The organism is Actinoplanes ianthinogenes (assembly GCF_018324205.1).
Taxonomy (GTDB): Bacteria; Actinomycetota; Actinomycetes; order Mycobacteriales; family Micromonosporaceae; genus Actinoplanes; species Actinoplanes ianthinogenes.
This window is the reverse complement of the sequence record NZ_AP023356.1, coordinates 1777879-1801496: the sequence shown is the minus strand read 5'-3', so window position 1 is coordinate 1801496 and position 23618 is coordinate 1777879. Positions and strand designations below refer to the sequence as shown.

Here is a 23618-nt window from a genome sequence, read left to right as displayed (position 1 = left end):
GGCCCGGAGCTACGCCCGGGACAGCCGGTCGTGAATCTCAGCGAGCATCGCCGCGTTGCCGGGCCGCATCATCCCGATGTCGACCACGAACGCCGGTGCCCTGCGGCGCCGCACCGGACGCTGGGCCGGCACGCCACCCTCCATCACGATCACCGCGTCCACCGTCTCCGGGGTGATGACGAGTTCGGCCAGCGGCCCGGCACACCGCACCCGCACCGAACGCACCGCCGTCCACGGCACGAACCGTGCCGCCCGCCGATAGGCGGCGAACGCCAGGCCGGCGTCCGAAGTCCGCACCCAGGCGAACCGCTGCCCTTTGCGCCCGATCAGCAGCCGCCCGCAGACACCGGCCTGCGTGAACAGGAAGATCAGAACGGTGTCGCGCAATGCTTGCCAGAGGTGGGCGGTGTGCCCCAGGAGTGAGAGCAGCGCATATGACAACCCCAACCCGACCGGAAGCAGCACCGCCAGGATCGTCACCATCCGGAGCGCCATCCCCGACCGCCGGACCTGATAGGTAACCGATCCCGCCGCTCCCGCCGCCGAGTTGATCTTCATCACCGGCCGAGTATTTCCCAGCCCGACAAGCCCGTGACCAGCCATTCAGCCAGTATTCAGCCGGCGGTAGCCCGTGACGACGGCCGTCGAGCGGCGCTCGGGTTCCGGCTCGCGCCAGGGCCGGTTGGTGGTGGTCGGTTGCGGGGTGTCGCTTGCGCTGAAGGCCGGTTGCGCGGCGGATGGTTGCGGTTTGTCGGCTTGGGCTTGGCGCCGGTTGCGCGCGGATGGTTGGGGCTTATCGGCTTGGGCTTGGCGCCGGTTGCGTGCGGATGGTTGGGGCTTATCGGCTTGGGCTCCGGGCCGGTTGAGCGCCGTTCGAGCGCGGGTTGTCGGCTCGCGCTGAGGGCCGTTCTCGGAGGTGCTCAACGGCCCTGAGCGCAAGTCGGGTGCCGGCTCCCGTGGCGGAGGCGGCGGAGGCGCGTGGCGGTCCCGGGTGGGCCGGGCCTCGCGTGGGGTGGCGCGGGACGGATGCTCCGGGCGTACCGAAAGAATCAGTCGGCTCGGCGGACCGCGATGATGCCCTTGATCAGGCGGTAGAGGCCGTAGAGCATCGGGCCCCACGCCACGATGTAGACCGCGGCACCCGACGCCATGGTGGCCAGCGTGATGAAGATGCCGGCGCCGAGCCAGATGCTGCCGACGGTGATGTCGCGCTTACCCTGGGCGGCGGCCTCGGCCCGCTTGATCTGCTGCTGCGCGGGGTTGGACAGGTCGCCCTCGGCGGTCCACTGGTGATAGGGCGCCGGGGTGCCCGGCTGCTGCCCGTACTGGCCCGGCGCGGGCGGGTAGGCGCCGCTCTGCTGACCGTATTGGCCGGCCGGGGGAGCGCCGAATGGCGGTGCGCTGGACGGGGGAGCGCCGAACGGCGGTGCGCTGGACGGCTGCGGGTGCTGGTCGGCCTGGGGAGCACCGAACTGCTGGTACTGGTTGGCCGGCGGAGTGCCGTAGTGCTGCCCGTACTGGCCCGCCGGCGGAGCGCTGGACTGCTCCGGGTACTGACCCGCCGGGGCGCTGGACTGGGGGTACTGGCCCGCCGGGGCGCTGGACTGCGGGTACTGGCCCGCCGGAGCGCTGGACTGCGGGTACTGACCCGCGGAGGTCCCGGACTGCGAGGAGTACTGGCCCGCGGAGGTGCCCGGCTGCGACGAATACTGGCCGCTGGACTGGGGCGAGTACTGGCCCGCGGAGCCGCCCGGCTGCGACGAATACTGGCTCGGCGGGTACTGGTCCGCGGAGGTGGAGGAGTACTGGCCGGGCGAGGTGCTGTACGGCGGGTACTGGTTCGCCGGAGGGCCGCTGTACTGCTGCGGGCTGTACTGATGCGGCACCGCGGCCGACCCGCTCTGCTGCGGATGAGCGGAGGAGCCGGGATAGGCCGAAGCGTCCGGGTAGGCGGGAGATCCGGGATAAGCGGAGGCCCCCGGCTGCTGCTGGCCCGGCGCGGCGGGGCGGGGCGTGACGGCCGGCCAGCCGTCCTGGTCCGCCTGCGGCGGCGGATAGCTTGCCGGGTTGGGTCCGGCGGTCGGGTCCGGGTACGTCATGGTGCACCTACTTCGTCAGTCAGGCGGAAGATGTCCGGCCGGTCACCTGGGAGTACCGGTGTGTGACGGATCCGGTTCAACGAGCAACCGGAAAGGGGTCATTCAACCGGAAGTCGCACAGATTCGCTGCCCGTCCGACCTGTGAATCCGGTCCACTCCGAGACATGGCACTTCTGCGCACCACACTCGGCGCCCTGTGCGCCGCCGTCCTGACCGCCACCCCGGCCCTGGCCGCACCCCCGCCCGGCCACCTGGAGCTCCAGTATTTCGGCGATCTCACCGATCCGTCCCATGTAGCCGACAGCAGCGGCAACCACCTGGACGGCGCCATTCTCGGCGGCGCCGGCGGTTTCGTGACCTCGGTCACCGAGCCGGACGGCAACCGCATCCTGCGCTTCCCGGGCGGCAGCTGCACCACCGCCGTGCCCTGTCCACAGGCGATCATCCGCCCGTCGAGCACCGTCACGCTGGTCCCGGGCGACGACGGTGAGGGGCGGTTCGTCTACGGCGCGGACGTCCGGCTCACCGAGACGCCGTCGCCGGACGCCGGGATGAATGTCTTCCAGTTCGGCGCGGCCGGCGCCGGTCTCAGTCAGTGGAAGCTCCAGGTCGACTATGGCCGCCCGTCCTGCCGCTGGTCGGACGGTTCCCGTTTCGTCCTGCTCCCGGCCGGCCCGGACGACTTCACCATGACGGTCGGCCGGTGGTACCGGGTCACCTGCATCCGGCTCTCCCCGGTGCTGTTCCAGATCCGGGTGCACGATCCGCTCACCGGCCGCCAGCTGCTGCCGCCCGCGCAGCAGACGAGCCCGCTCGCCGACATCCTGCCCAGCGGCTTCGTGGTGATCGGCGGCAAGCGGATCAACGCGGCGCAGACCGATGTGGACACCGATCAGTTCCACGGTGACCTGGACAACGTCGAGTTCGGCCGCAAACTGGTGCCGGCCGACGCGCGTTGACGGATCGGAATCGGTGCCGTAGGTTGGCGCGGAAAGCGCATTCCCGCACGTCGTTCCTCCTGGCGGCGGCTGGCTGAGGTCAGCGGAACCAGTCGAGGTCGACAGCTCCGGCGATCACCTGCATGCCCTTGTCGCCAGGGTGCAGGTGGTCGCCGGAGTCGTTAGCGGGCAGGAACCGGGTCGGCGCCGCCGGGTCGTGCGTCGCGGTGTCCTGGTCGAGCACCGCGTCGCAGCCGCTCCCGGTCCCGCGGACGAAGGCGTTCACCGCGGCGCGCCCCTGCTCCCCGCGACTGCTCCAGTAGTCCGCCCCGGCGAACGGCGTGAGCGTCGAGCAGATCACCGTGATCCCGGCCGCGTGCCCGCGAGCGATCAGCTGCCGGTACGCGCCGACGATCTGGTCGACGCCCGGCGGATGCCTGCTGCCCAGGTCGTTCAGCGGATCGTCCGCGATGATCACCCACTTCACCCCGGTCCGCCGGAGCACGTCCCGCTCGAAGCGGTGTGCCGCGCTCTCGCCCCGCCCGTCCTTGCCGTCGGCGGTCAGCCGGTTGCCGCTGATCCCGGTGTTGACCACGCCGATCGTGCGCCCGGCCGCGCGCAGCCGGTCGGCGAGCAGGTCCGGCCACCGGTGGTTGGCCCCGAACGCCGAGTCGAGCCCGTCGGTGATCGACGCCCCGAACGCCACGATCGTCCCGTCCGCCGCGCTGTTCAGCACGTCCAGGCCGCTGAGGAAGAAGTAGTTGCTCGACGTCTCGACGCTGTGCATCGTCGCGGCGGTGAGCTGGTCGCCCGTACCGATGTAATTGTTCTGCGTGCCCAGCGGGTGCCGGGTCGTCTCGCCGGTCGCCGCCGGGAGATAGAGGCTGACCGCCAGGTCGGTGTCCGCCGGCACGGCGAAGGCGACCTCGTCGCTGGTCACCGTGGCACCGGCCGGGACGGTCACCGTGGCCTTGCCGCCGAAGGTGACCGCGGTGTCGGTGGCCGGGTCGATCCCGCTCCCGGTCGCCCGCCGCGCCACGTGCACCCCGCCGACGACCAGCGGCGTCCGGCCGAACGTGTTGGCGAGCTGCAACCGCGCGCCGTCCCCGCCGACGCTGGTGTGCACGATCTGCCGCACCGTCTGCCGGGTGAAGGGCTGGCCGCCGTCGGTCATGGCGACGCCCCAGGTGGCGACCCAGCCCGGTGCCGCGGAGGCCGGCGGTGATGCCGGGACCACCGAGGGCGAGACGGATGCGGGGGAGGGGCCGGCCTGTGCCGTCGCGGTCCCGCATCCCCCGGCCAGCAGCATCACGCCGGCCGCCATGACCCACCGCATCTGTTCCCCCGTGTTCCTTGCCCGCTTTCCGCCGCACATCCTCACATCCGGACATGTGCGGGAGCTGTCAGCAGGGACAAGGATCACCGGGTGTCAGCCGATGGGGATGCCGGACACGTGCCTCGGTCCGGTCATGCGGCCGTCCGGACGGCCGCATGACCGGGGATCACCTTGTCAGAGACGGATGCGCTGACCCGGGTAGATCCGGCTCGGGCTGCTCAGCTTGTTCTTGTTGAGCGCGTACAGGGTCCGCCAGCCGCCCTTGATGTGGTACTTCCGGGCGATCTTGGCGAGGGTGTCACCGGACTTGACCACGTAGGTCTTCCCGGAGCTCTTCACCTTCTTCTTCTTCGGGGTGTGCGACGGGGTCGACTTCTTGTGGACGCCGGACCTCTTGCCGCACACCGGCCACGGGCTCAACCCGCGCTTGGCGTACAGCTTCTCGGCGATCCTGATCTGTTCGGCCTTGGTGGCCTTGTCCGCGGTCGAGGCATATTTGCCCCCGCCGTTCGAGAGCCACGTGCCGCGGCTGAACTGCAAGCCGCCGTAATACCCGTTACCGGTGTTGATGTGCCAGCGGCCGCCCGATTCGCACTTGGCGACCACGTCCCAGTTGACGCTGGAGGCCAGGGCCGGGGTGGCCGGCGCGAGCAGCACGCCCGCTCCGGTCACGCCGGCGGCCACCAGGCTGAGGGCAGCAAGGCGCGTTCGTCTACCGATCCGAGACATGGATGATCCTCCACGCCTGCGAGGTGAGCTGTCGGGTTCGGGCAGATCGGCCCGGCCGCGCGTCACGTGGCGGCTTCACCCCAAGGCGCTGTCCCAGCGCCGGAAAACGGTGGTTCCCCCGCTCCTGCCCTTTCATCGAGTCTGTGGATCGGCGGCAGGATTCGGCGGTCCGTCCACAGTGCCCGCCATCGCGGGACGACCGACGGTAACCACAGCCCCGGTCGTTCATCCAAGTTTTTGACGGCCTTTAGTGACGTTCTTCACGGTATTTGCCCGATTTGATCTTGTTCGTGCCCCGGAAAGCCAGGCATTTCCGAAACCGGTGATCCGCCCGTCCTCCCGGCATCCCCCACGAACGGCAGAAAGGGCGGAACCGCCGCTGGTCACGCTGCGTCAAACCGCGCATGGCCGCTCTCCGCCGGCGCCGAACCGCGCTGCTCACCGCGATCTCCGCCCTCACGCTGTCCGCGTGCGGCAACACCCTTTCCGGTACGCCCGGAGCATCGCGCGACGCCGTCCACGCGGCAGCCGCGAACCTGCCGTCGCGGTACACCTACGTCCTCACCTCGACCTGCGGCGAGCGGGCGCTGATCGGCCGATACCGGATCGCCGTCGACGGCGCGGCGGCCACCGGGGAACCCCTCGGCCCGGACAGCAACCAGGACGTCACCCATTACCCGGCCATCACGGAGCTGCTCGCCGAGGTCGACACGGCCGGACCGGACGCCGTGATCGAGTTCCAGGCCGACGCCGCCGGTCTGCCCGCCTCGCTGACGGTCGACCCGGTCCCGAACGCCATCGACGACGAGGCGTGCTACACCTTCACCGACATCCGGCCGGGTGCGCCGCGGGAGTCCCCGGGTACCGCCCAGGGCCACCCCCTGGGGCGAACGACGTACCGGCCGGACGACCATGGACCGCATGCGAAGCTTTGATGTGGTGGTGGTCGGCGCCGGACCAGGCGGCGAGGTGGCGGCCGGACGACTGGCCGAGGCCGGGCTGGACGTGGCGATCGTCGAGGCCGACAAGGTCGGCGGCGAGTGCTCCTACTACGCGTGCATACCGTCCAAAGCGCTGCTGCGCCCGGGCGAGCTGCTCGCCGAGGCCCGGCGCACGCCCGGGGTGGCCGCCGCGGTCACCGGCGACCTCGACGTCGCGGCGGTGCTGCGCCGCCGCGACGAGCTGATCGGCAACCTGGACGACGCCGGGCAGGTGCCCTGGCTCACCGAGCGCGGGGTCACCCTGATCCGCGGGTGGGGCCGGCTCGCCGGGGAGAAACGCGTCCAGGTCGGCGACGAGACCCTCGAGGCGCGGCAGGCGGTCATCCTGGCCGGCGGCACCCGGGCGGCGCTGCCGGACATCGACGGGCTGGCCGAGTCCGAGCCGTGGACCAACCGCGAGGCGGTCACCACGCCGACCGTCCCCGAGTCGCTGATCGTGATCGGCGGGGGCGTGGTCGGGACCGAGCTGAGCCAGGCGTTCACGTCGCTCGGCTCGCGGGTGACCCTGATCCCGGGGAAGCGGGGGCTGCTGCCGCGGGAGGAGCCGTTCGCCGGGGAGCAGGTGGCGCAGTCGCTGGTGGAGCAGGGGGTGGACATCAGGTTCGGGGCGCGGGCTCAGGGCGTACGCCGAACCGGTGTTGATGTTGAAGTGACCCTGAGTGACGGGACTGCCGTGAGGGCGGCGGAGATCCTGGTGGCCGCGGGGCGCACGCCGCAGGCGGCGGACCTCGGGCTGGAGACCGTCGGCGTCACCGCGCTGCGGGTCGACGAGAACATGCGGATCCCCGGCTTGAGCTGGCTCTATGTGGTGGGCGACCTGAACGGGAAGGCGCTGTTCACGCACATGGCGAAATATCAGGCGGCGATCGCGGCCGGCGACATCCTGGGCAAGCCGATGGCCGCCGAGCATCTCGCCGACGGCCCGGGATCACCGCGAGTGATCTTCACCGAGCCGCAGGTCGCCGCGGTCGGGCACACCGCCGCGACCGCCGCCGCGGCCGGTCTGACCGTCCGGGTGGTCGACCTGCCGACCGACGGCAACGCCGGCGGCGCGTTCACCGGCGGGCCGCGCGGCACCAGCCGGTTCCTCGTCGACACCGACCGCAACGTGCTGGTCGGCGTCACCCTGACCGGCTCGAACGTCGCCGATTTCCTCCAGGCCGCGACGGTCGCCGTGGTGGGCGAGGTCCCGCTCGGCCGGCTGCGGCACGCCGTTCCGGCCTTTCCCACCCGCAGCGAGGTGTGGCTGTACCTCTTCAACGCGCTCGGGATCTGAGGACCACCATGGACTATCGACTGGAGCTGATCGCCGTGCCGGTCAGCGACGTCGACCGGGCGAAGCGGTTCTACCGCCGGCTCGGCTGGCGCGAGGACCTCGACTACGTGTGCGGCGACGACTTCCGGGTGGTGCACTTCACCCCGCCCGGGTCGAGCTGCTCGATCGTCTTCGGGGTCGGCATCGGCACCGCCCGTCCCGGCACCCTGGAGAACGTCCACCTGATCGTCCGGGACATCGAGGAGGCCCGCGCCGAGCTGCTGGCCCGGGGCGTCGAGGTCAGCGAGATCTTCCACGACGCGGACGGCGTCTTCCACCATGCGGGCACCACGAAACGGGCCGCGGGCCTCTACCCGGGGCGGTCGTCCTACGGCTCGTTCGCGTCGTTCGGTGACCCGGACGGCAACGGCTATCTGCTGCAGGAGGTCAGCGAGCGGGCCGCGAGTAGTGTCGCCGCGTGATCGAACTGCGGGGGCGAGTCCGTGAGCGGGACCAGCTCGACAGACTTCTCAAGGACGTCCGGGCCGGTCAGAGCCGGGTCCTGGTGCTGCGCGGCGAGGCCGGCGCGGGCAAGTCGGCGCTGCTCGACTACCTCGCCGGGCACGCGCCGACCGGCCGGGTGGTCCGGGCCGCCGGTGTCGAGCCGGAGACCGAGCTGGCGTACTCGGCCCTCCACCAACTGGTCGCCCCGCTGCTGCCGCACCTGGACCGGCTGCCCGAGCCGCAGCGGCTCGCCCTCGCCACCGCGTTCGGCCTCGCCGCCGGCCGGCCGCCCGAGGCGCTGCTGATCGGGCTGGCCGTGCTCGGCCTGCTCGCCGAGGCCGCCGTCGAGCAGCCCCTGATCGTGGTCGTCGACGACGCCCAGTGGCTGGACCGGATGTCCGAGGTGATCCTCACCTTCGTGGCCCGCCGGCTCGACGCCGAGTCGGTCGCCCTGGTCTTCGCGGCCCGCACCCCGGCCGACGACGCCCTGCTCACCGGCCTGCCCGAGCTGCGCGTCGAGGGCCTGCCGGACGCCGACGCCCGCGCCCTGCTGGCTACCGTGCTGCCCGGCCTGGTCGACGCCCGGGTCCGCGACCGGATCGTGGCGGAGACCCGGGGCAATCCGCTGGCCCTGCTCGAACTGCCCCGCGACATGGATCCGGCGTTCGGGTTCGGCGCGCCCGGGCTCTCGTCGCTCGCGGCCGGTGCCTCGTCTGTTGGTGGGGCCGCGTCGCCTGCGGGTGGGGCTTCGTCGTCGGGTGGGGCCGCGTCGTCTGCGGGTGGGGCTTCGTCGTCTGCGGGCGAGGCCGCATCGTTCGCAGTCGAAGTCCGGTCGTTCGAGGCCGGAGTCCGGTCGTTCGGGGCCGGGGCTTCGTCGCCGGCCGGCCGGGTCGAGGGGGGCTTCGAGCGGCGGATCGCCGCGCTGCCCGCGGACAGCCGGACGCTGCTGCTGGCCGCCGCGGTCGAACCGGTCGGTGACGTGACGCTGCTCTGGCGGGCGGTGGAGCGGCTCGGGATCAGCCCGGACGCGGCCGGCCCGGCCCAGGCCGCCGGGCTGGTCGAGATCGGAGCTCGGGTGCGGTTCCGGCACCCGCTGGCGCGGTCTGCCGCATGGCGTGGCGCCGATGCCGCCGAGTTGCGGGCCGTGCACCGGGCGCTGGCCGAGGTCACCGACGCGGACCGGGACCCGGACCGGCGCGCCTGGCACCGCGGCCACGCCGCCGTCGGCCCGGACGAGGCGGTCGCGGCCGAGCTGGAGGGATCGGCCGGCCGTGCGCTGGCGCGGGGCGGCCGGGCCGCTGCGGCCGCTTTCCTGGAGCGGGCCGCCGAGCTCACGCCGGACCGGAACCGGCGAGCGGCGCGGATGCTGGCCGCGGCCCAGGCCCGGCTCGCATCCGGCGCTGCGGCAGCGGTCCCGGACCTGCTCGCGGCCGTCGAGATGGGCCCGCTCGATCCGGTCCAGCAGGCCGGCGTGGAGCGTCTCCGCGCCCGGGTGGCCTTCGTCCTGAACACCGGCCACGAGATCGTCCCGCCACTGCTCGCCGCCGCCCGTCGCCTGGAAAGCCTGGACCCGGCCGCCGCCCGGGAGACGTATCTGTCCGCGGTCGGCGCGGCCATCAACGCCGGCCGGCTCGGTTCCGTCGACCGTGCGGGCGGTGTCGGGTCGCTGGATCGTGCGGGCGATGCCGTGGCTGCTCCCGCTGATGCTGGTGTGCTGGGGCGCGCGATCGAAGCCGCGGCAGCGGCTCCGGTCGGGGACGAGCCTGCCGGGTTGCTGCTGGCCAGCCTGATCATCTGGCATCGGGAGGGGCATGCCGCGGCGGTGCCGGCGTTCCGCGAGGCGCTGGCCGCGGTGCCGGCGGACAGCGAACTGGACCTGCTCTGGCTGACCGGCATGCTGGTCCACGAGGTGTTCGACGACGAGGCGTTCCAGGACCGCACCGAGCAGGCGGTCGCCTTCGCCCGCGCCGCCGGGGTGCTGTCCCGGCTGCCCGGTGCGCTCACCTTCCGGTCGACCGCGCTGATCTACGCGGGGCGGTTCGCCGACGCCTCCGACCTGATCGACGAGGCGGCCGCACTGGCCCGCGCCACCGGCCCGGCGCCGCACCCGGCCAGCGCCGGCATCCTGGCCGCGTTCCGGGGACGCACCGAGGAGGCGCTCGCCCTGATCGACGAACTCAGCCGCGACGCGACGGCCGGCGGCGTCGGCTGGCTGCTGAGCACCGCCGGGTACAGCAAGGCGGTCCTGCACAACGGGCACGGTGACTATGCGGCGGCGCTGACCGCGGCGCAGGAGGCGGCGGCCTACGAGGACCTCGCGGTTCTCCAGTGGACCCTCGGCGAACTGGTCGAGGCCGCGGTCCGGGCCGGTGCACCGCGGGTGGCGGCCGAGGCACGGGACCGTCTGGTGGCCCGGGCCGCGGCTGCTGACACCCCGTGGGCACGCGGGGTGCGGGCTCTCGCCGACGCGCTGGTCGACGACACCGAGAGCGCCTACCAGGAGGCGGTCACCCAGTTCGCCGCGAGCCGTCACAAGGTGCAGCTCGCCCGGGCCCGCCTGCTCTACGGCGAGTGGCTGCGCCGCGCCAACCGCCGCGGCGATGCCCGCGACCAGCTCCGCCCGGCGTATGAGGCGTTCACCACGATGGGCGCCGAGGCGTTCGCCGAGCGGGCCGGCCGTGAACTGACCGCAACTGGCGAGACCGTCCGCAAGCGATCCCCGGGGACGGCCGAGGAACTGACCCCGCAGGAGTCCCAGATCGCCCGGCTGGCAGCGGCCGGCCGCACCAATCCGGAGATCGGCGCGGTCCTGTTCCTCAGTCCCCGCACCGTGGAATGGCACCTCCGGAAAATCTTCACCAAGCTCGGGATCACGTCCCGCCGCGAGCTGCCCACCGCCGTCGGCCGCGCCTGAGTCCCGCGATCCGGCTCACCGGCCGGTGAGCCGGCGCTTGATCACGCGCTCTCCGCCGGTGCCGGCGATCCGGGCGCGGGGAGGAGAGCCGCGGCGACGGTGTCGACGTACCAGCGTCGGAAGCGCTCGGGCGGCCAGCCTCGCTGGCGCACGAGCCAGTCGTAGTTGCGCACGTCCATGGCCAGCCACAGCACGTCGGCCGCGGTGTCGACGGTGTGCTCGGGCCGCAGCCGGCCGGTCGCGACCAGTTCGGCCGCGAACATGCTCATCCCGGTGCGGCGGTCGTCGGCGTTCTTGCGCCAGATCGCGGCGGCCTCGGGATCGGCGGTCGCCGCCGCGGCGAGGGCGAGCATCACCTGGGCCTGCCGGGCGTGGGTGTCGACCAGGTGGCGTGCGTAACGGTCAAGCTTCGCCCGCACCTCGGGCAGCGCCCGGATGTCCGCGACGAACTGGCGGTCGGGCAGCGCGACGGGCTCGTCGTCGCCGGCCACCGTGACGTCGACCAGGGCCGAGAGCAGCGCCTGCTTGCTGCCGAAGACCTTGTACACCGTCTGGATCGCGACCCCGGCCTCCGCCGCGACAGCCGTCAGCGGGGTAGCCGCGTAGCCGGGCTCGACGAACAGGACCGCCGCCGCGTCCAGGATCGCCCGGCGCGTCTGCCGAGCCTGCTCCTGTCGATGTGCCGACTCGTACCGGCGCTTGACAGTCATCGCAGGAGTGTAGTGCTCTATTGGTTAGAGTTGGACTCTACCGAAGGGCGAGGCGATGTCGGCTACTGCGGGAGCACAGCGAGGCGCTCGGGTGATCTTCATACCGCCGCCGTTCTACTACGCCGCCGGTTTGGCCGGCGGCATGGCGATCAACAGCGTGGTTGCACTCCCGCTCGGTGGGGGCTCGGGCATCGCGGTCGCTGGGGCGGTGCTCACCGCGCTCGGGCTGGCGCTGACCTTCGCCGGCGTCACCGCGGTGATCCGGCACCGCACCACGATCGTGCCCCACCACCCGGTTGCCACCCTGCTCACCGGCGGCGCCTACCGGCTGTCGCGCAATCCGATGTACACCGGCCTGGCCGTCGCCTATCTGGGTCTGGCCCTGGTGTTCGGTTCCTGGTGGCCGGTGGTGCTGTGGCCGCTCGTGATCGTCGCCGTGCGCCAGTTGGTCATCCGGCCCGAGGAGCGGTATCTCACCGAGCGGTTCGACCGGGCCTACACCGACTATCAGTCCCGCGTGCGGCGGTGGCTCTAGCAGTCTCGGAGCCTCGACCAGGAATACGGACCCGTACCGTCGTCGCTGCTTCCCGGGTTCGTGCTCCATGCGCCGGCCTGGCCGGGTTCTGATGGCGACCGATTCCTTACCGCGTCCTCCTCGCCGCGGCCCGGCGTTCGGTACGTCCGCAGCCCGCCTGCCCGGCCGTGGGGGACGCGGACGAGGCGGTCCGGGGTGGGGTGGGTGTCGCGGAGGCCCGGGACATCCGTGCGTCGCGGGTCGGTCCGGGGAACGGCGGGCGTCGCGGTGCCCCGGGACACACCCGTGCGTCGCTGATCGGTCTGGGGTGGGACTGCCTCGCGCGGTACGTGGGGGACGGCGCTGATGCGGTTGGCGACGACGCAAAGCGTACAAAATATGGTTTAGAAGGTTATTTTGAAGGTCGCGTCCTGCCTGTCGCCGCTCGCGGAGGCGGACGTGAGCGGGTCGATGCGCAGGACATAGTTGGCGTGGCGCAGGTAGCGGTCCGGATAGTTGTGCGAGCGGAACGACGTCCACGACGAGTCGGCGAGGCCGGGCGTCTTGTGGAAGGTGGCGTCGGCCGCGAAGGTGCTGGTGCCGTCGTTGGTGTCGAGGACCATGGCGTAGTTGTAGTGGCGCAGGTATCGGTCCGGATAGTTGACCGAGCGGAACGAGACGCCGGACGTGTCGGCCAGGCCGGGGACCAGGGTCCAGAGCTGGTCCTGGTAGGGGTCGAACGGATAGGCGTCGATCCGCCCCACGTTGTCGGCGTGCCGGATGTAGCGGCCCGGGAAGTTGTAGGACTTGACCCGGTTCCAGGTGGGGGTGCCCCACTTGGCGGTCACGGCGGACAGCTCCGTCGCGGTGATCGGGACGATGCCGCAGTGCTTCGCGTTGAGCGGCTGGGTGTAGGAGCGGTCGTTCAGCAAGGTCCAGGAGCCACCGGCCACGCTGGTGGTCTGCCAGCAGAAGAAGCGGCCGTTCGGGCTCCACGTGTCGCCCCACATGTACCAGGTGTCGGACGTGTTCGACTTGCTGATCTGCGGCGCCTCGACCCCGCGGCCGGGCGTGATCGCGCCGGAGTAGATGCTGAACGAGCCGGCGCCCAGCGAGGACGATCTGGTGCCGAGCAGGGTGCTGTTGGTGTTGTTCTTGTAGTACATGTAGTTCACGCCGCCGACGGTCACGAACGAGCCGTCGATCGCGTCGTACCCGGGGTCGTAGAAGACGGCGGGCGACCCGGCCGTGACGAAGTCGCTGGTGTAATTGATCATCAGGACGTTGTGACCGGAGCTGTTCACCGCGGAGTACACGATGCCGTACTGGCCGCGCGAGGCGTCCCAGAAAGCTTCCGGGGCCCAGGCGTGGGTGGCCAGCGAGTGCACCTTGAGCAGCCGGTAGTTGCTGAACGTGCGCAGGTCGGCGGAGTCCCAGACGTGCAGGTACTGGCTCTGGTAGGACCAGTCCGTGCCGTTCAGGTCGGTGGCCAGGACGACGAACGTGCCGTCCTGCTTGCGCAGCAGGAACGGGTCGCGCAGGCCTTTACTGCCCAGGGCCGGCGTGGCCACGGCGTTGTTCTGGTTCAGCGGTGTCCAGTTCAGGCCGTCGCCGCTGACCGCGAGGTGCAGGCCGTAGTTGGCGGCGGCCATCGACGGGGACTCGGTGAAGTAGGCCATGGCGTAACCGGAGTAGGTCGCGGCCCGGGCGGCGGCGGGCAGCAGGAGCGCGCCGGCGGTGGCGCCGCCTACGGCGGCCAGCAGGTCACGACGTTTCATGCGGGGCTCCTCGGTGGCTGTTAGCGCTAACAATTCAGCGCGCACGGGGATGTGCCGGAGTGAAGGCAGGGGGGAGCGACCTGGGGTGAAGTCGCCAGTGGTTCGAAGTTTCTGAATGATTGCGCTCAGATTGCGGCGCTGTCAAGGACGCCGGCGGGTCGGCGTCGTGGCAACCGGCCCGGCCCGCGCTCGCCCCCTCAGCCGGTGAGCGCGGGCCGGAGTCCGTCCGGCCGGGCCGGCCACGGTCGCCGGGACCGCGACGGTGGCCTGCCCGGCCGTTCAGCCGTCACCAGGGCTGAGAACGGGGATCGGTGACGGCCGCGGGGCTTCCCGGGGCGCGGCGCCTGACTGAATTCGATCAGGGTGCCGCGGTGGGTTCGCCCGAGGTGGAACGGCTCAGGCGGAGCGACGTTCGGAAGCGGCCGCGAGGTTCGCGGACTCCGCCTCCTCGGCGGTCGCGCAGGCGACGACCACGTCGTACATGGTGCGGTAGAACGCGGTCGCGGCCAGGGTCGAGCGGCGGTCGACGCCACCGACCAGCTTCGCGCGGCCGTGCCGTTCCGGGGAGAACGCCAGGTGATACCGGGCGCTGCTGCGGGCCGCGAGCGCGTCCTGGAAGAGACCCCGGGTGGTGCCCGGAGTGACCCAGGACTCCAGGGCGACCAGGTCGTGGTCGCGCAGGTGGCCGGCCACGGTGTCCGCGGCGGTGAGCACCAGGCTCAGGTCGGGCCGGCCGCGGCGCAGCGGGACCGGCGCGGCGATCAGATAGACGGTGCAGCCGGCGAGCCAGTCCGGGTCGTCGGTCGCGTGGTACCGCCCGGTCTCGTGCATGGCCGTCAGCGCGTCGCCGAGCGGCGACCGGCCGGCGCGCAGCTTGGCGACGACCTCCGGGTCGTGGTCGAAACCGGCGACCGTGTGCCCGGCGGCGATCGCGGTGCGGGCGAGGGCGAGTCCGGCGCGGTCCTGCCCGACGACGGCGACGCGGTGGCCGTGCCCGGCGGGCTGGGGCGTGGTGGCGATGGCAGCACTCCTTGCGAGAGATCGGACGAGAAAGAACCGTAAGGCAGTTCGGCTCTTTCGGTAATCGCTCGCCGGTGGTACTCCGATCGGTGTTTTTCGTTCCGCTCGGGCGATTCCGCTGTCGGTTTATGGTCAGACCCTTGAGCCCGGGCGTCACTGACCGTATGGATGAGCCCCTGCCGCGGGGTAACCGGGACGTGACCTGCGACCTTGACACGAGCGGTCCATCGCAGCAGGGTGTAGCGCCTACGGCCGGTTGATCTCGGATGTCTCCGCAGCACACTCTCCGGCAACACGCCAGTTGGCACATGGTTACACACGGTGAGGGGAAGCCGGGATGGACCTGGATCCGCAGGACTACGACGACCTGCTGCACGGCCAGTCGATGGTGGAGCGCTGGCGGCGCAGCGACCACGCCGTCGCGGTGGCCGCCGAGCTGATGAAGCTGCACGGCGGCACCGTCCCGATGAGCGAGCTGCTGTGGGCCGGCGCCGAGGCCTTCCTGCCCCGCCAGTGGCAGGCCGGGCGCGCCGCCGAGCCGCCCGCCGCCGCCTTCGAGGTCTACGACCGCTGGCGCCGCCTCCAGGAGCGCCGCCTCCAGCGCAAACAGCAGCAGCAGGAACAGGCCGACGGCAAGAGCTGACTCGCCGCCGTCGCTTCAGGGTGCGCTCGTAGTCCCCACGATCCCAGGTACCTCGCGCGCGCCGGGAACGCCGCCAGGCGATTCCGGGGCCTATCCTGGGCTGGGCATCGTCGGGTGTGGATCTTTGGAGGGGCTCGTGGCGGAGGCGTTGGACACCGGGCGGCCGCATCCGGCCCGGGTCTATGACGTGTTGCTCGGGGGCAAGGACAACTTCGCGGCGGATCGGGCCGCGGCGGCCGAGGGGCTGCGGGTCAATCCGAACGCGGCGACCGCCCCGCTGCAGAACCGGGCGTTCCTGCGGCGCACCGTGCGCTACCTGGCCGGGCAGGGAGTCCGGCAGTTCCTGGACATCGGCAGCGGGCTGCCCACGGCGCTGAACGTGCACGAGGTGGCGCAGCAGGTCGACCCGTCGGCGCGGGTGGTCTACGTGGACCGGGACCCGATCGTGCTCACCCACGGACGGGCGCTGCTGACCAGCACCCCGGAGGGCCGGACCGCCTATGTGGACGGTGACCTGCACCGGATCGAGGAGATCCTGGACGCGCCGGAGCTGCGGGAGACCCTGGACCTGGAGGAGCCGGTCGGGGTGCTGCTGTTCGCGGTGCTGCACTTCATCGAGGACGACGTCGAGCCGTACGACATAGTGACCAAGCTGATGGCGGCCGTGCCGCGCGGCAGCCACCTGGTGATCTCGCACATCACCGCGGATTACGACCCGGTGTCCTGGGGCAAGTTCGCCGCGGTGATGCGGGCGCAGGGGATTCCCACCCGGTTGCGCGACCGGGACGAGGTGGCCGGGTTCTTCGACGGCCTGGAGCTGGTGGAGCCGGGCGTGGTCCCGATCCTGCGCTGGCGTCCCGAGGAGGCGACGCCGTTCACGGACGCGCAGGTGGCGCTCTATGGGGGAGTGGCCCGCAAGCCGTGAGACCCGCGGGCCACCCGGGGATCAGTTGACGAAGATCGGGGACGAGGCGGAGTTCACCACCGGGGTGTACTTCGCGGTGAAGTAGCCGTTGGCCACGCACGCGGCCGGGCCGCTCGACTTGGTGAACTGCTGATCGGTGAACGTGATCGAGTTGTCGGTGTTGTCGGCGACCGCCGTGATCGTGTTGCCGGTCGCCACGAAGTTGCAGATCACCGAGCCCAGCAGGGACTTCAGGTTCAGCGTCGCGGAGATCGGCGCGGCGTCGGTGCCGGTGACCGTCACGGTGCCGTCGCTGGCGACCGTGGTGGCGTACGGCTGGTTGTTGATCGTCACGCTGTTGACGCCGGTCACCCCGGGGACGCCGGTGACCGTGCAGCCGGAGACGGCGAGCGTGGAGCCGAGCGCGGCGGCGCCGGGCGCCGCCGGGTTGTCGTTCACCACGGCGCTGAAGCTGGAGGTGGTGCACTTCATGCCGTTGGCGCCGCCCGGCGCGGTGGCGAAGACCGCCTGACTGCCGCCGACGATGCCGGCCGAGATGGTGTCACCGACGGCGACCGCGGGGCCGGCCAGGCTGTCGGTGGTCAGGACGGCGGGGTCGTCGGCCATCGCCGGTGCGGCGAACAGCAGGGCGGTGGTGGCGCCGCTCAGGACGGCGGCGGTGATCCGGAACTTGTGCATGGGGGTGCACCTTTCGGTCAGGAGGCGGCGAGCGCCCCGGTGAGGTCGTCCAGGCTCGGGGAGAGGGCGAAGGCGGTGTTGTTGCCGCTGAACACCACGGCGTTCTTGCCGGGCGCGGAGGGAAGTCCGAAGGCCAGGTTGATCAGCGCGTCCAGGCTGCCCGGGATCAGGCCACAACCATTCGCTTTCGGTACGCCATAAGCGTTGTCCACCAGCGTCGCGCCGGTGAAGCCGACGCCCAGCGTCTCGAACCCGTTGGGGTCGGGCACCACGGTGAGCGTCCCGGGATCGCCGGTGATCGGCTGGTTCGGGGCCGGCGGGCTGGTCGTGCCGGTGGTCGGGCTGAACCTGATCGGGTTGCTGTCCGAGCCGATGTAGCACTTGGTCCCGAACAGCGCGTTGTAGAGGTGCAGCTTGACCGGCAGCACGAAGACCGGAGTGTCCTCGCCGGTGGCCAGCGGCACGAAGCCGGTGATCGACCCGGCCAGCTCGACCTGGGCGAAAACGCTGGTCACCCCGGGGATGATGTTGGCGATGCCGGGGATGGACACCTGTAACGGCTTGGCCACCAGGGTCTTACCCTTGGCGGCGGGGACGGTGGAGTAGACGTTGGCGACGGTGCCGTCCGGGAACTCGCGGACCGGTGCGTCGGCCGGCCAGTAGACACCGAATTGGATGGTGATCGGGCTGTCCAGCGGCACGACGTTCGCGCCGATCGTCACGCTGCCGCCGGTGGTGACCGAGTGGACGCAGCCGACCTGGAGGTTCGTCGGGTCCTTCATGGTGGCCGAGGTGAGCGGACAGTTGTCCAGGCCGGCGTAGGCGCCGCCGGGTGCGGCTTGGGCGGGTGTCGCGGTGAGTGCCAGGATGGCGGCCACGGCGACGAGGACTCGTGACGCTTTCATGGCGTCACTCCTTCGGGGACTCGGTGGGACGGGTACCCGGCCGTTTCCGCAGCGTTCCGGGACTTGAGTGGGAGGCGATACTGGGGGAACCCGCCTCACGCACCATCGAGATCCGTACCTCACGGTATAAAAAACCCCGGCGGTATGCCATGTCAAGACATTGAGGGACGACGATGACGAAACCAGTACTCAGTCCGCTGCCGGGCGCCCGGGCGGGACGTGATCCGGCCCGCGCCATCAAACGCGGCCCGCGATCGCTGCCGCCCGAGGTCATCGCCGCCACGCAACGGGAGCGGCTGTTCGACGCGCTGGTGCACACGGTCGCCGAGAAAGGGTACGTGAATGCCCGAGTGAGCGACATCTGCACGGCGGCCGGGGTGACCCGTCCGGCGTTCTACGCGCTCTTCGCCGGCAAGGAGGACGCGTTCCTGGACACCTACCGGCACGGGACCGGGGTGGTGCTGCGGATGATGGACGAGGCGTACGCGGACGCCGCCGACTGGCGGGCCGGCGCCCGGGCCGCGCTCAAGGTGCTGCTCGACGTGCTGGCGAGCGTGCCGGCGTTCGCCGCCATGGCGATCGTCGAGATCGACGCGGCCGGCCCGCTCGCCCGCCGGGACCGCACCGAGTTGCTCGGCCGGTTCTCCCGGTTCTTCAAGGAGGCGCCGGAGGTGCCGGAGGGCCTGGTCGACACGGTGGTGGGCGGCGTCTACTCGACGATTTACGGGTACGTCTCGGCCGGCCGGGCCACCGCGCTGCCGGAGCTGCTGCCGATGCTCAGCTACTTCATGATGGCGCCGTTCGTGGGCCGCGACGCGGCCGCCACCGAGCTGACCGTCCAGGCCGGCGGTGACCGGGTGGTCGCGCCGTGCGCGGCGTCAGATACCGACGGGGTTTTTCACTGACTGAATCAGGTGCGGCTCAGCTTGACGCCTCTGTTACTGCGGCGTAACTTTCCCGAAATCCATCGAGAAACGCCAATAACGAGGCGTTGGGCGGCATCCGCAGTGCCGGCCGCGCGTGATGAGGAGAGTCATGTCCCCTACACGTCTCGGAAGGACCCGCTGGCGCCGGTTCACCGCGATGCTGCTCGGCGGCCTCGCGGCGATGACCGGCCTGATCCTGCTGACCGGCAAGGGGGTGCTCGCGGCGTCCTTCTCGATCTCCGGCATGCCGTTCACCGTCACCTCGCCCAAACTGCACGGTTACGGCTTCGAGCAGTACGCGGAGCTCGACCACATGGCGCCGGGCAGCCCCAACGAGGGTGACACCGGCGGCCAGGTGGTCGTCATCGTCTCCGCGATCAGGGACGCCCAGCTCGACGGGCTGTGCCAGAGCATCGAGCTCGGCGGCATCAACATGAAGCTCACCGCGGGCAGTGCGAGCAACAAGGTCACCGCCGACACGCTGGTCGTCGACTCCGACATGATCAGCGGCAACGGCGACTTCAAGAACATCGACATCGGCCAGGACGCGAGCACGCTCGACCGGGTGCCCGGCAAGACCGGGGCGATCGGCGTCTTCGGCCAGCAGGCCGAGGAGGTGACCATCACCAACGTGCGGCAGAACAACTACGCCACCACGGCGGTCACCTTCCACCTGCCCAACCTGCGCATGTCCTTCACCTCGGACGGCTGCTGACCGTGTCCGGGACCGGAACGCATCGAGTCTCGCCGGGCGCCCGCGCCTGGCGGGGCTTCCGGACGTGGCGCCGCAGCCGGCCGTTCTGGGGCGGGCTGCTGGTCCTGCTCGGCGGGACCGAGATCCTGATGACGGTCTGGGCGCCGCTGGGCGTGGTGCTGCACGTCGGCATGCAGAATTTCATCGGTTACCTGTTGCCATTCGTGATCATTCTGCTCGGCGTGCTGCTCATCCTCAATCCGGCGCAGCACGTGTTCTATGCGCTGATCGCCATGGTGTGCGGGCTCGGCACCTTTCTGACCTCGAACATGGGCGGATTCCTCATCGGTCTGCTGCTGACGCTGGTCGGCGGGGCGCTGGGGTTCGCCTGGGCGCCGATCTCCGCGGAGCCCACGGCCCCGCCGGGCGCGGAAGCCCCGGACGACGCGGCCGCGTCCGGTCCGGCGACCGAGGGCCCGCCGGCGGCCTTCCCGCCTCTGCCCGGCTCCGGTCAATCCGCGGCGCCGGTCACTCAGAAGCCGGCTCCCCAGTAGGCCGCTCGGTCCCTCATCCCGCCGGCCCAGCCCCTTTCCGACGTTCGGCCGGTCTGCCCGGCCGAACGGGGGAACCGGAATTCGGCCGGGCTGCGAACGGTGTCCGCAAACGCGCTCCCCGTCTCCGAAAAATGGCGCGGAAATCGCTGTTCGGCAGCGGTTCCGAAACAGCGGCGTACATTTTTCAGGTGCCGGGCCCGAAGGCTTGGCATCGCAACGGGGGGAGACGTGACGATGAGCATCCGTAAAATGAGCGCCGTGACCGGGACCCTGCTGTTTCTGGGCGGGATCGGGATCGTGCAGGGCGTTGCCGTGTCGCCCGCCGCGGCCGCACCCGTGCCGTCCGCGGTCCTCGCCACCAGCGGGAGCGTCGGTGTCGGCGCCGGCGACCGGGATTACCGCCAGGGCTACCGGGACGGTTATCGCGACGGCTGGCAGGCGGCCGAGGACGACTGCACCGAGCCGATGAGAGGCGCCGCGGGCCTGCGTGCCCGCAACAGCGATTACGAGCAGGGGTATGACCGCGGATTCGCGCGGGGTTTCCGCGCGGGATTCCGCGAATACTGCTGACCCACCGGAGTGGAACAGGGCGGGCCCGACGGCCCGTCCTGTTCCCGTCGGTCAGGCTCGGCTCGCCGAGGCTTCCCGTCGGTGACGAAGTCGAGGCCGCCGCCGGACGAGGTGATCTCGTAATGCCCCGCTTCGACTCCCGGGGATTGGCATCGGCGCTGTTCGATATGGAGTGCCTCAGAGCTTAGAGCCCGATCGGGACCGCGCGACACCCGGATTGCCGTCGTGGTGCGCGATCCATTGACGAGGCTGGATCGGGTCGCCTACGGTGCCGTGAGGAAAGCCCTTTCCCCCAGCTAGGGCCGGGAGGCCATGATGCGCCGACGACACTTCCTCGAACTCTCCGCCACGCTCGGCGCCGGTGCTGCCGTCGCCTGGTCCGGCCCGGCGAACGCCCGTCCTGGCCATGATCCGGGCCTCGACCTGATCGTCGCCGCCGACGGCGGGGGCGACGTCACGACCGTGCAGGCGGCGATCGACGCGGCGCCGGCCGGCGCGCTGACGCCGTACCGTATCGGGGTCCGGCCCGGCAGCTACCTGGGCCAGGTCATCGTGCCCGCGGACAAGACGAACCTCGAACTGCGCGGCCTCGGCCGCGCCCCGGCCGAGGTTCTGATCGCCGACGACCGGGCCAACGGCACCCTCAAGCCGGACGGCACCCCGTGGGGCACCTCGGGCAGCGCCTCGGTCACCGTCAACGGCGCCGGGTTCCGCGCGCGGAACCTGACCTTCGCCAACCTGTTCGACGAGGCCGCGCACCCGGAGATCACCAACCGGCAGGCGGTCGCCGTCCTCACCCGCGCGGACAAACTGATCTTCGAGCGGGTGCGCTTCCTGGCGAACCAGGACACCCTCTACGTCAACAGCACCGCGGCCGGGGTCGTCGCCCGCGCCTCCTTCCGCGACTGCTACGTCGAGGGCGACGTCGACTTCATCTTCGGCCGCGCCACGGCCGTTTTCGATCGCTGCCGGGTGCACTCGCTCAACCGTGGCAGCACCCCGAACGGCTACGTCACCGCGCCGAGCACCGACATCACCAACCCGCACGGGCTGCTGTTCACCCACTGCCGCCTCACGTCCGACGCGCCCGCCGGCACCGTGTACCTCGGCCGCCCCTGGCATCCGAGCAACGACCCGAACGCCATCGGCCAGACGATCATCCGCAACTCCTGGATCGGCGCGCACATCGGCGCCACCGCCTGGAGCGACTTCGGCACCTGGCCCTGGTCCGAGGCCCGCCTCGCCGAGTACCGCAACACCGGGCCCGGCGCGCTCACGTCCCCGGACCGCCCGCAGCTCACCCCCGCCGAGGCCGCCGGCAACGACGTCGCCGACTTCCTGACCGGCTCCGACGACTGGCACCCCTACTGCTGATCGCGCTCTGCCGGCCATCGGACCGCCCCGCGCCGATCGTGGAAGGCACCTCCGCGACCGGCCGAAGGGCCCGGCCCGACGCACTGGCCGCTGCCGGCGCGACCGCGTGGGCCGGCGCGGCCGCGCCGGCAGCCGGGCCGGTGCGGTCGCCGTCATCGACACCGGCTCAGTCACCCTGTCCGGGTGGCACCGTCACCATCGGCTGATCGGGGCGGGGCGCCTCTTCGGCGGGCACGGTGGGGCGGGTGGCGGCCGCCCACCGGGTGACCGGACCGTAGAGCAGGCCACCGCCCGCGAAGAGCAGGCCCAGCAGCAGCCAGCCGTAGCCGTGCAGGCCCAGCACGCAGGCGGTGACCAGCGGCGGCGCGACCATGTCGCCGAGGCCGCGGCCGGCGAAGTAGGCGCCCTGGTACTGACCCTGGGCCCAGGGCGGGGCCAGCTCGAAGACGATGCCCCAGCTGCCGGTGGACAGCCACACCTCGCCGAGCACGTGGATCACGGCGGCCAGCCCGATCAGCGTGCCGGCGAGCAGTGGTGATCGATCGCTGCCGGCCGCGATCACCGCGCAGGACAGGGCCACCACCAGGCTGCCGCGCAGCGCGGACCGGCGCGCGGCGGCCAGCCCGGACACCCCGCCGGCCATCCGGACCTGGAGCAGCACGCATCCGGCCGTGTTGATCACCAGGGCCACCGAGATCAGCCAGAGCGGGGCGTGCGCCCGGGTCGCCAGCCACAGCGGCAGGCCGAGGCCGAGCAGGTCGTTGTAGGTGCTGGTGAGCAGCCCGTCGAGCGCCGCGAAGGACAGGAACGCCCGATCCCGCAACGCCACCAGGCGCGGTCCGCCGGCCGGGGTCACCTGTGGCGGGACCTGCGGGGCGCGGGTCAGCAACAGGGCCGCGGCCAGGAACGTCAGCGCGTTGGCGAGCAGGATCACGACGTACCCGGCATGGCCCTGGATCAGCAGCGGACCGCTCCCGGCGAGTGTGCCGATGCCCATGCCCGCATTGGTGAGGCTGCGCATCCGGGCCCGCATCCGCAGCCGCTCGGTCGCCGGCACGGCGCCGGCGGCGAGCGCCCCGTTGGCGCCCTTGGCCAGCGCGGTGGCCACCGCGATCACGCAGGAGAGCAGCGTGAACGGCACCGCCGAGTGCACCCCGAGCAGGGCGGTGTACGCCCCCGCGAGCACCACCATGGCCAGGATGGACAGCCGTCTCGGTCCATATCGGTCGGCGAGGTAGCCGAGCGGCGTCATCGCGAGCACCCCGGCCGCGGCCCCGGCGCTGAGTCCGATGGCGATCGTCGCGGGGCTGAGCCCGGCGACCGTGGTCAGGAACAGCACGCTGGTCGTCAGGTAGGCGCCGTTGCCGAACGCGTTGACCAGCGTGGCGAGGAGGAGCACACGCATACCGGAGATCTAACAAGACGTACGTACGGTTTGCAAGTGGTTGCCGGGTGGCAAATAGACACATCGCAGTTTTTGCGAGCGTGAGTGAATAGGCGCGAGATGGCGGCCCGTCACCCATTCGTACGTGCTCATATGCGCATTTCTGT

At 71.4% G+C, this 23618-nt stretch carries 23 protein-coding genes and 1 riboswitch; of the genes, 13 read left to right on the top strand and 10 right to left on the bottom strand.

The genetic code is table 11. The features are described from left to right. Nucleotides 1–9: 9 nt before the first annotated feature. Together Aiant_RS08285 and Aiant_RS08280 are read right to left on the bottom strand one after the other, a co-directional pair. Complete coding sequence (locus Aiant_RS08285) at nucleotides 10–561, bottom strand: hypothetical protein (RefSeq protein WP_189332601.1); 552 nt, start codon at nucleotides 559–561, stop codon at nucleotides 10–12. 488 nt (nucleotides 562–1049) lie between these two features. After that, nucleotides 1050–2099 (bottom strand): hypothetical protein, encoded by a 1050-nt coding sequence (locus Aiant_RS08280; protein WP_189332602.1) that lies wholly within the window; start codon nucleotides 2097–2099, stop codon nucleotides 1050–1052. A gap of 164 nt (nucleotides 2100–2263) precedes the next feature. Between Aiant_RS08280 and Aiant_RS08275 the strand changes: the two genes are divergently transcribed. Next, nucleotides 2264–3058 (top strand): hypothetical protein, encoded by a 795-nt coding sequence (locus Aiant_RS08275; protein ID WP_189332603.1) that lies wholly within the window; start codon nucleotides 2264–2266, stop codon nucleotides 3056–3058. 79 nt (nucleotides 3059–3137) lie between these two features. Here Aiant_RS08275 and Aiant_RS08270 read toward each other — a convergent pair whose 3' ends face one another. Continuing rightward, nucleotides 3138–4373 (bottom strand): GDSL-type esterase/lipase family protein, encoded by a 1236-nt coding sequence (locus Aiant_RS08270; RefSeq protein WP_189332604.1) that lies wholly within the window; start codon nucleotides 4371–4373, stop codon nucleotides 3138–3140. 174 nt (nucleotides 4374–4547) lie between these two features. Continuing rightward, a complete protein-coding gene (locus tag Aiant_RS46445; protein WP_189332605.1) occupies nucleotides 4548–5102 on the bottom strand; it encodes a LysM peptidoglycan-binding domain-containing protein in 555 nt (184 codons plus the stop codon). Next, nucleotides 5101–5279: riboswitch (cyclic di-AMP (ydaO/yuaA leader) on the bottom strand. (Overlaps the previous gene by 2 nt.) 227 nt (nucleotides 5280–5506) lie before the next feature. On the opposite strand from Aiant_RS46445, the gene Aiant_RS08260 reads away from it, so the two are divergent. The 4 genes from Aiant_RS08260 to Aiant_RS08245 are packed head-to-tail and all read left to right on the top strand — an operon-like array spanning nucleotide 5507 to nucleotide 10776. Continuing rightward, entirely contained in the window at nucleotides 5507–6037 is a 531-nt protein-coding gene (locus Aiant_RS08260) for a hypothetical protein (RefSeq protein WP_189332606.1), read from the top strand. Next, nucleotides 6024–7379, top strand: coding sequence for a dihydrolipoyl dehydrogenase family protein (locus tag Aiant_RS08255; RefSeq protein WP_189332607.1), 1356 nt, complete (start codon nucleotides 6024–6026; stop codon nucleotides 7377–7379). Before Aiant_RS08260 ends, Aiant_RS08255 begins: the two co-directional genes overlap by 14 nt. Nucleotides 7380–7387: 8 nt before the next feature. After that, nucleotides 7388–7840 (top strand): VOC family protein, encoded by a 453-nt coding sequence (locus tag Aiant_RS08250; protein ID WP_189332608.1) that lies wholly within the window; start codon nucleotides 7388–7390, stop codon nucleotides 7838–7840. Beyond that, nucleotides 7837–10776, top strand: coding sequence for a helix-turn-helix transcriptional regulator (locus Aiant_RS08245; protein ID WP_229830493.1), 2940 nt, complete (start codon nucleotides 7837–7839; stop codon nucleotides 10774–10776). The genes Aiant_RS08250 and Aiant_RS08245 overlap by 4 nt, the downstream gene beginning before the upstream one ends. Before the next feature lie 41 nt (nucleotides 10777–10817). Here the strand turns inward: Aiant_RS08245 and Aiant_RS08240 are convergent, their stop codons facing one another. Then, nucleotides 10818–11486, bottom strand: coding sequence for a TetR/AcrR family transcriptional regulator (locus Aiant_RS08240; RefSeq protein WP_189332609.1), 669 nt, complete (start codon nucleotides 11484–11486; stop codon nucleotides 10818–10820). Between the two features lie 91 nt (nucleotides 11487–11577). Here Aiant_RS08240 and Aiant_RS08235 point away from each other — a divergent pair, with 91 nt between their 5' ends. Beyond that, the gene (locus Aiant_RS08235; RefSeq protein WP_229830495.1) at nucleotides 11578–12021 is read left to right on the top strand and encodes a methyltransferase family protein; all 444 of its coding nucleotides are present in this window, start codon (nucleotides 11578–11580) and stop codon (nucleotides 12019–12021) included. Nucleotides 12022–12404: 383 nt separating this feature from the next. Here the strand turns inward: Aiant_RS08235 and Aiant_RS08230 are convergent, their stop codons facing one another. Then, nucleotides 12405–13778, bottom strand: a complete 1374-nt coding sequence (locus tag Aiant_RS08230) for a glycoside hydrolase family 43 protein (RefSeq protein WP_189332610.1) — start codon at nucleotides 13776–13778, stop codon at nucleotides 12405–12407. A gap of 396 nt (nucleotides 13779–14174) precedes the next feature. Continuing rightward, nucleotides 14175–14708 carry a nucleotide sugar dehydrogenase gene (locus Aiant_RS08225; RefSeq protein WP_229830554.1) on the bottom strand — a complete coding sequence of 178 codons (534 nt, stop codon included), beginning with the start codon at nucleotides 14706–14708 and terminating at the stop codon, nucleotides 14175–14177. Nucleotides 14709–15135: 427 nt separating this feature from the next. Here Aiant_RS08225 and Aiant_RS08220 point away from each other — a divergent pair, with 427 nt between their 5' ends. Together Aiant_RS08220 and Aiant_RS08215 are read left to right on the top strand one after the other, a co-directional pair. Then, nucleotides 15136–15441: a hypothetical protein gene (locus Aiant_RS08220; protein WP_189332611.1), complete on the top strand. Its 306-nt coding sequence runs from the start codon at nucleotides 15136–15138 to the stop codon at nucleotides 15439–15441. A 136-nt stretch (nucleotides 15442–15577) separates the two neighbouring features. Then, nucleotides 15578–16366: an SAM-dependent methyltransferase gene (locus Aiant_RS08215; RefSeq protein ID WP_189332612.1), complete on the top strand. Its 789-nt coding sequence runs from the start codon at nucleotides 15578–15580 to the stop codon at nucleotides 16364–16366. Between the two features lie 21 nt (nucleotides 16367–16387). On the opposite strand, the gene Aiant_RS08210 is transcribed toward Aiant_RS08215, so the two are convergent. Together Aiant_RS08210 and Aiant_RS08205 are read right to left on the bottom strand one after the other, a co-directional pair. Continuing rightward, nucleotides 16388–17044 (bottom strand): Tat pathway signal sequence domain protein, encoded by a 657-nt coding sequence (locus tag Aiant_RS08210; RefSeq protein WP_189332613.1) that lies wholly within the window; start codon nucleotides 17042–17044, stop codon nucleotides 16388–16390. Nucleotides 17045–17061: 17 nt separating this feature from the next. Beyond that, entirely contained in the window at nucleotides 17062–17949 is an 888-nt protein-coding gene (locus Aiant_RS08205; RefSeq protein WP_189332614.1) for a hypothetical protein, read from the bottom strand. 173 nt (nucleotides 17950–18122) lie between these two features. Here Aiant_RS08205 and Aiant_RS08200 point away from each other — a divergent pair, with 173 nt between their 5' ends. The 5 genes from Aiant_RS08200 to Aiant_RS08180 all read left to right on the top strand — a co-directional run bounded on the left by Aiant_RS08200 (nucleotide 18123) and on the right by Aiant_RS08180 (nucleotide 22067). Further along, entirely contained in the window at nucleotides 18123–18854 is a 732-nt protein-coding gene (locus tag Aiant_RS08200; RefSeq protein WP_189332615.1) for a TetR/AcrR family transcriptional regulator, read from the top strand. A 130-nt stretch (nucleotides 18855–18984) separates the two neighbouring features. Then, nucleotides 18985–19590, top strand: coding sequence for a DUF6230 family protein (locus tag Aiant_RS08195; RefSeq protein WP_189332616.1), 606 nt, complete (start codon nucleotides 18985–18987; stop codon nucleotides 19588–19590). A gap of 2 nt (nucleotides 19591–19592) precedes the next feature. Further along, nucleotides 19593–20123: a DUF6114 domain-containing protein gene (locus tag Aiant_RS08190; protein ID WP_189332617.1), complete on the top strand. Its 531-nt coding sequence runs from the start codon at nucleotides 19593–19595 to the stop codon at nucleotides 20121–20123. A 234-nt stretch (nucleotides 20124–20357) separates the two neighbouring features. Further along, a complete protein-coding gene (locus tag Aiant_RS08185; protein WP_189332618.1) occupies nucleotides 20358–20693 on the top strand; it encodes a hypothetical protein in 336 nt (111 codons plus the stop codon). Between the two features lie 312 nt (nucleotides 20694–21005). Beyond that, nucleotides 21006–22067 (top strand): pectinesterase family protein, encoded by a 1062-nt coding sequence (locus tag Aiant_RS08180; protein ID WP_245006647.1) that lies wholly within the window; start codon nucleotides 21006–21008, stop codon nucleotides 22065–22067. Between the two features lie 166 nt (nucleotides 22068–22233). Here Aiant_RS08180 and Aiant_RS08175 read toward each other — a convergent pair whose 3' ends face one another. After that, complete coding sequence (locus tag Aiant_RS08175; RefSeq protein ID WP_229830497.1) at nucleotides 22234–23472, bottom strand: MFS transporter; 1239 nt, start codon at nucleotides 23470–23472, stop codon at nucleotides 22234–22236. Nucleotides 23473–23618 lie beyond the last annotated feature (146 nt).

Bases quoted from the DNA above. Each gene is read 5' to 3' on its own strand.
- Aiant_RS08280 (WP_189332602.1), bottom strand. From the start codon at position 2,099: ATGACGTACCCGGACCCGACCGCCGGACCCAACCCGGCAAGCTATCCG.
- Aiant_RS08275 (WP_189332603.1), top strand. From the start codon at position 2,264: ATGGCACTTCTGCGCACCACACTCGGCGCCCTGTGCGCCGCCGTCCTG.
- Aiant_RS08270 (WP_189332604.1), bottom strand. From the start codon at position 4,373: ATGCGGTGGGTCATGGCGGCCGGCGTGATGCTGCTGGCCGGGGGATGC.
- Aiant_RS46445 (WP_189332605.1), bottom strand. From the start codon at position 5,102: ATGTCTCGGATCGGTAGACGAACGCGCCTTGCTGCCCTCAGCCTGGTG.
- Aiant_RS08260 (WP_189332606.1), top strand. From the start codon at position 5,507: ATGGCCGCTCTCCGCCGGCGCCGAACCGCGCTGCTCACCGCGATCTCC.
- Aiant_RS08255 (WP_189332607.1), top strand. From the start codon at position 6,024: ATGCGAAGCTTTGATGTGGTGGTGGTCGGCGCCGGACCAGGCGGCGAG.
- Aiant_RS08250 (WP_189332608.1), top strand. From the start codon at position 7,388: ATGGACTATCGACTGGAGCTGATCGCCGTGCCGGTCAGCGACGTCGAC.
- Aiant_RS08240 (WP_189332609.1), bottom strand. From the start codon at position 11,486: ATGACTGTCAAGCGCCGGTACGAGTCGGCACATCGACAGGAGCAGGCT.
- Aiant_RS08230 (WP_189332610.1), bottom strand. From the start codon at position 13,778: ATGAAACGTCGTGACCTGCTGGCCGCCGTAGGCGGCGCCACCGCCGGC.
- Aiant_RS08220 (WP_189332611.1), top strand. From the start codon at position 15,136: ATGGACCTGGATCCGCAGGACTACGACGACCTGCTGCACGGCCAGTCG.
- Aiant_RS08210 (WP_189332613.1), bottom strand. From the start codon at position 17,044: ATGCACAAGTTCCGGATCACCGCCGCCGTCCTGAGCGGCGCCACCACC.
- Aiant_RS08205 (WP_189332614.1), bottom strand. From the start codon at position 17,949: ATGAAAGCGTCACGAGTCCTCGTCGCCGTGGCCGCCATCCTGGCACTC.
- Aiant_RS08200 (WP_189332615.1), top strand. From the start codon at position 18,123: ATGACGAAACCAGTACTCAGTCCGCTGCCGGGCGCCCGGGCGGGACGT.
- Aiant_RS08195 (WP_189332616.1), top strand. From the start codon at position 18,985: ATGTCCCCTACACGTCTCGGAAGGACCCGCTGGCGCCGGTTCACCGCG.
- Aiant_RS08185 (WP_189332618.1), top strand. From the start codon at position 20,358: ATGAGCATCCGTAAAATGAGCGCCGTGACCGGGACCCTGCTGTTTCTG.
- Aiant_RS08180 (WP_245006647.1), top strand. From the start codon at position 21,006: ATGATGCGCCGACGACACTTCCTCGAACTCTCCGCCACGCTCGGCGCC.
- Aiant_RS08175 (WP_229830497.1), bottom strand. From the start codon at position 23,472: ATGCGTGTGCTCCTCCTCGCCACGCTGGTCAACGCGTTCGGCAACGGC.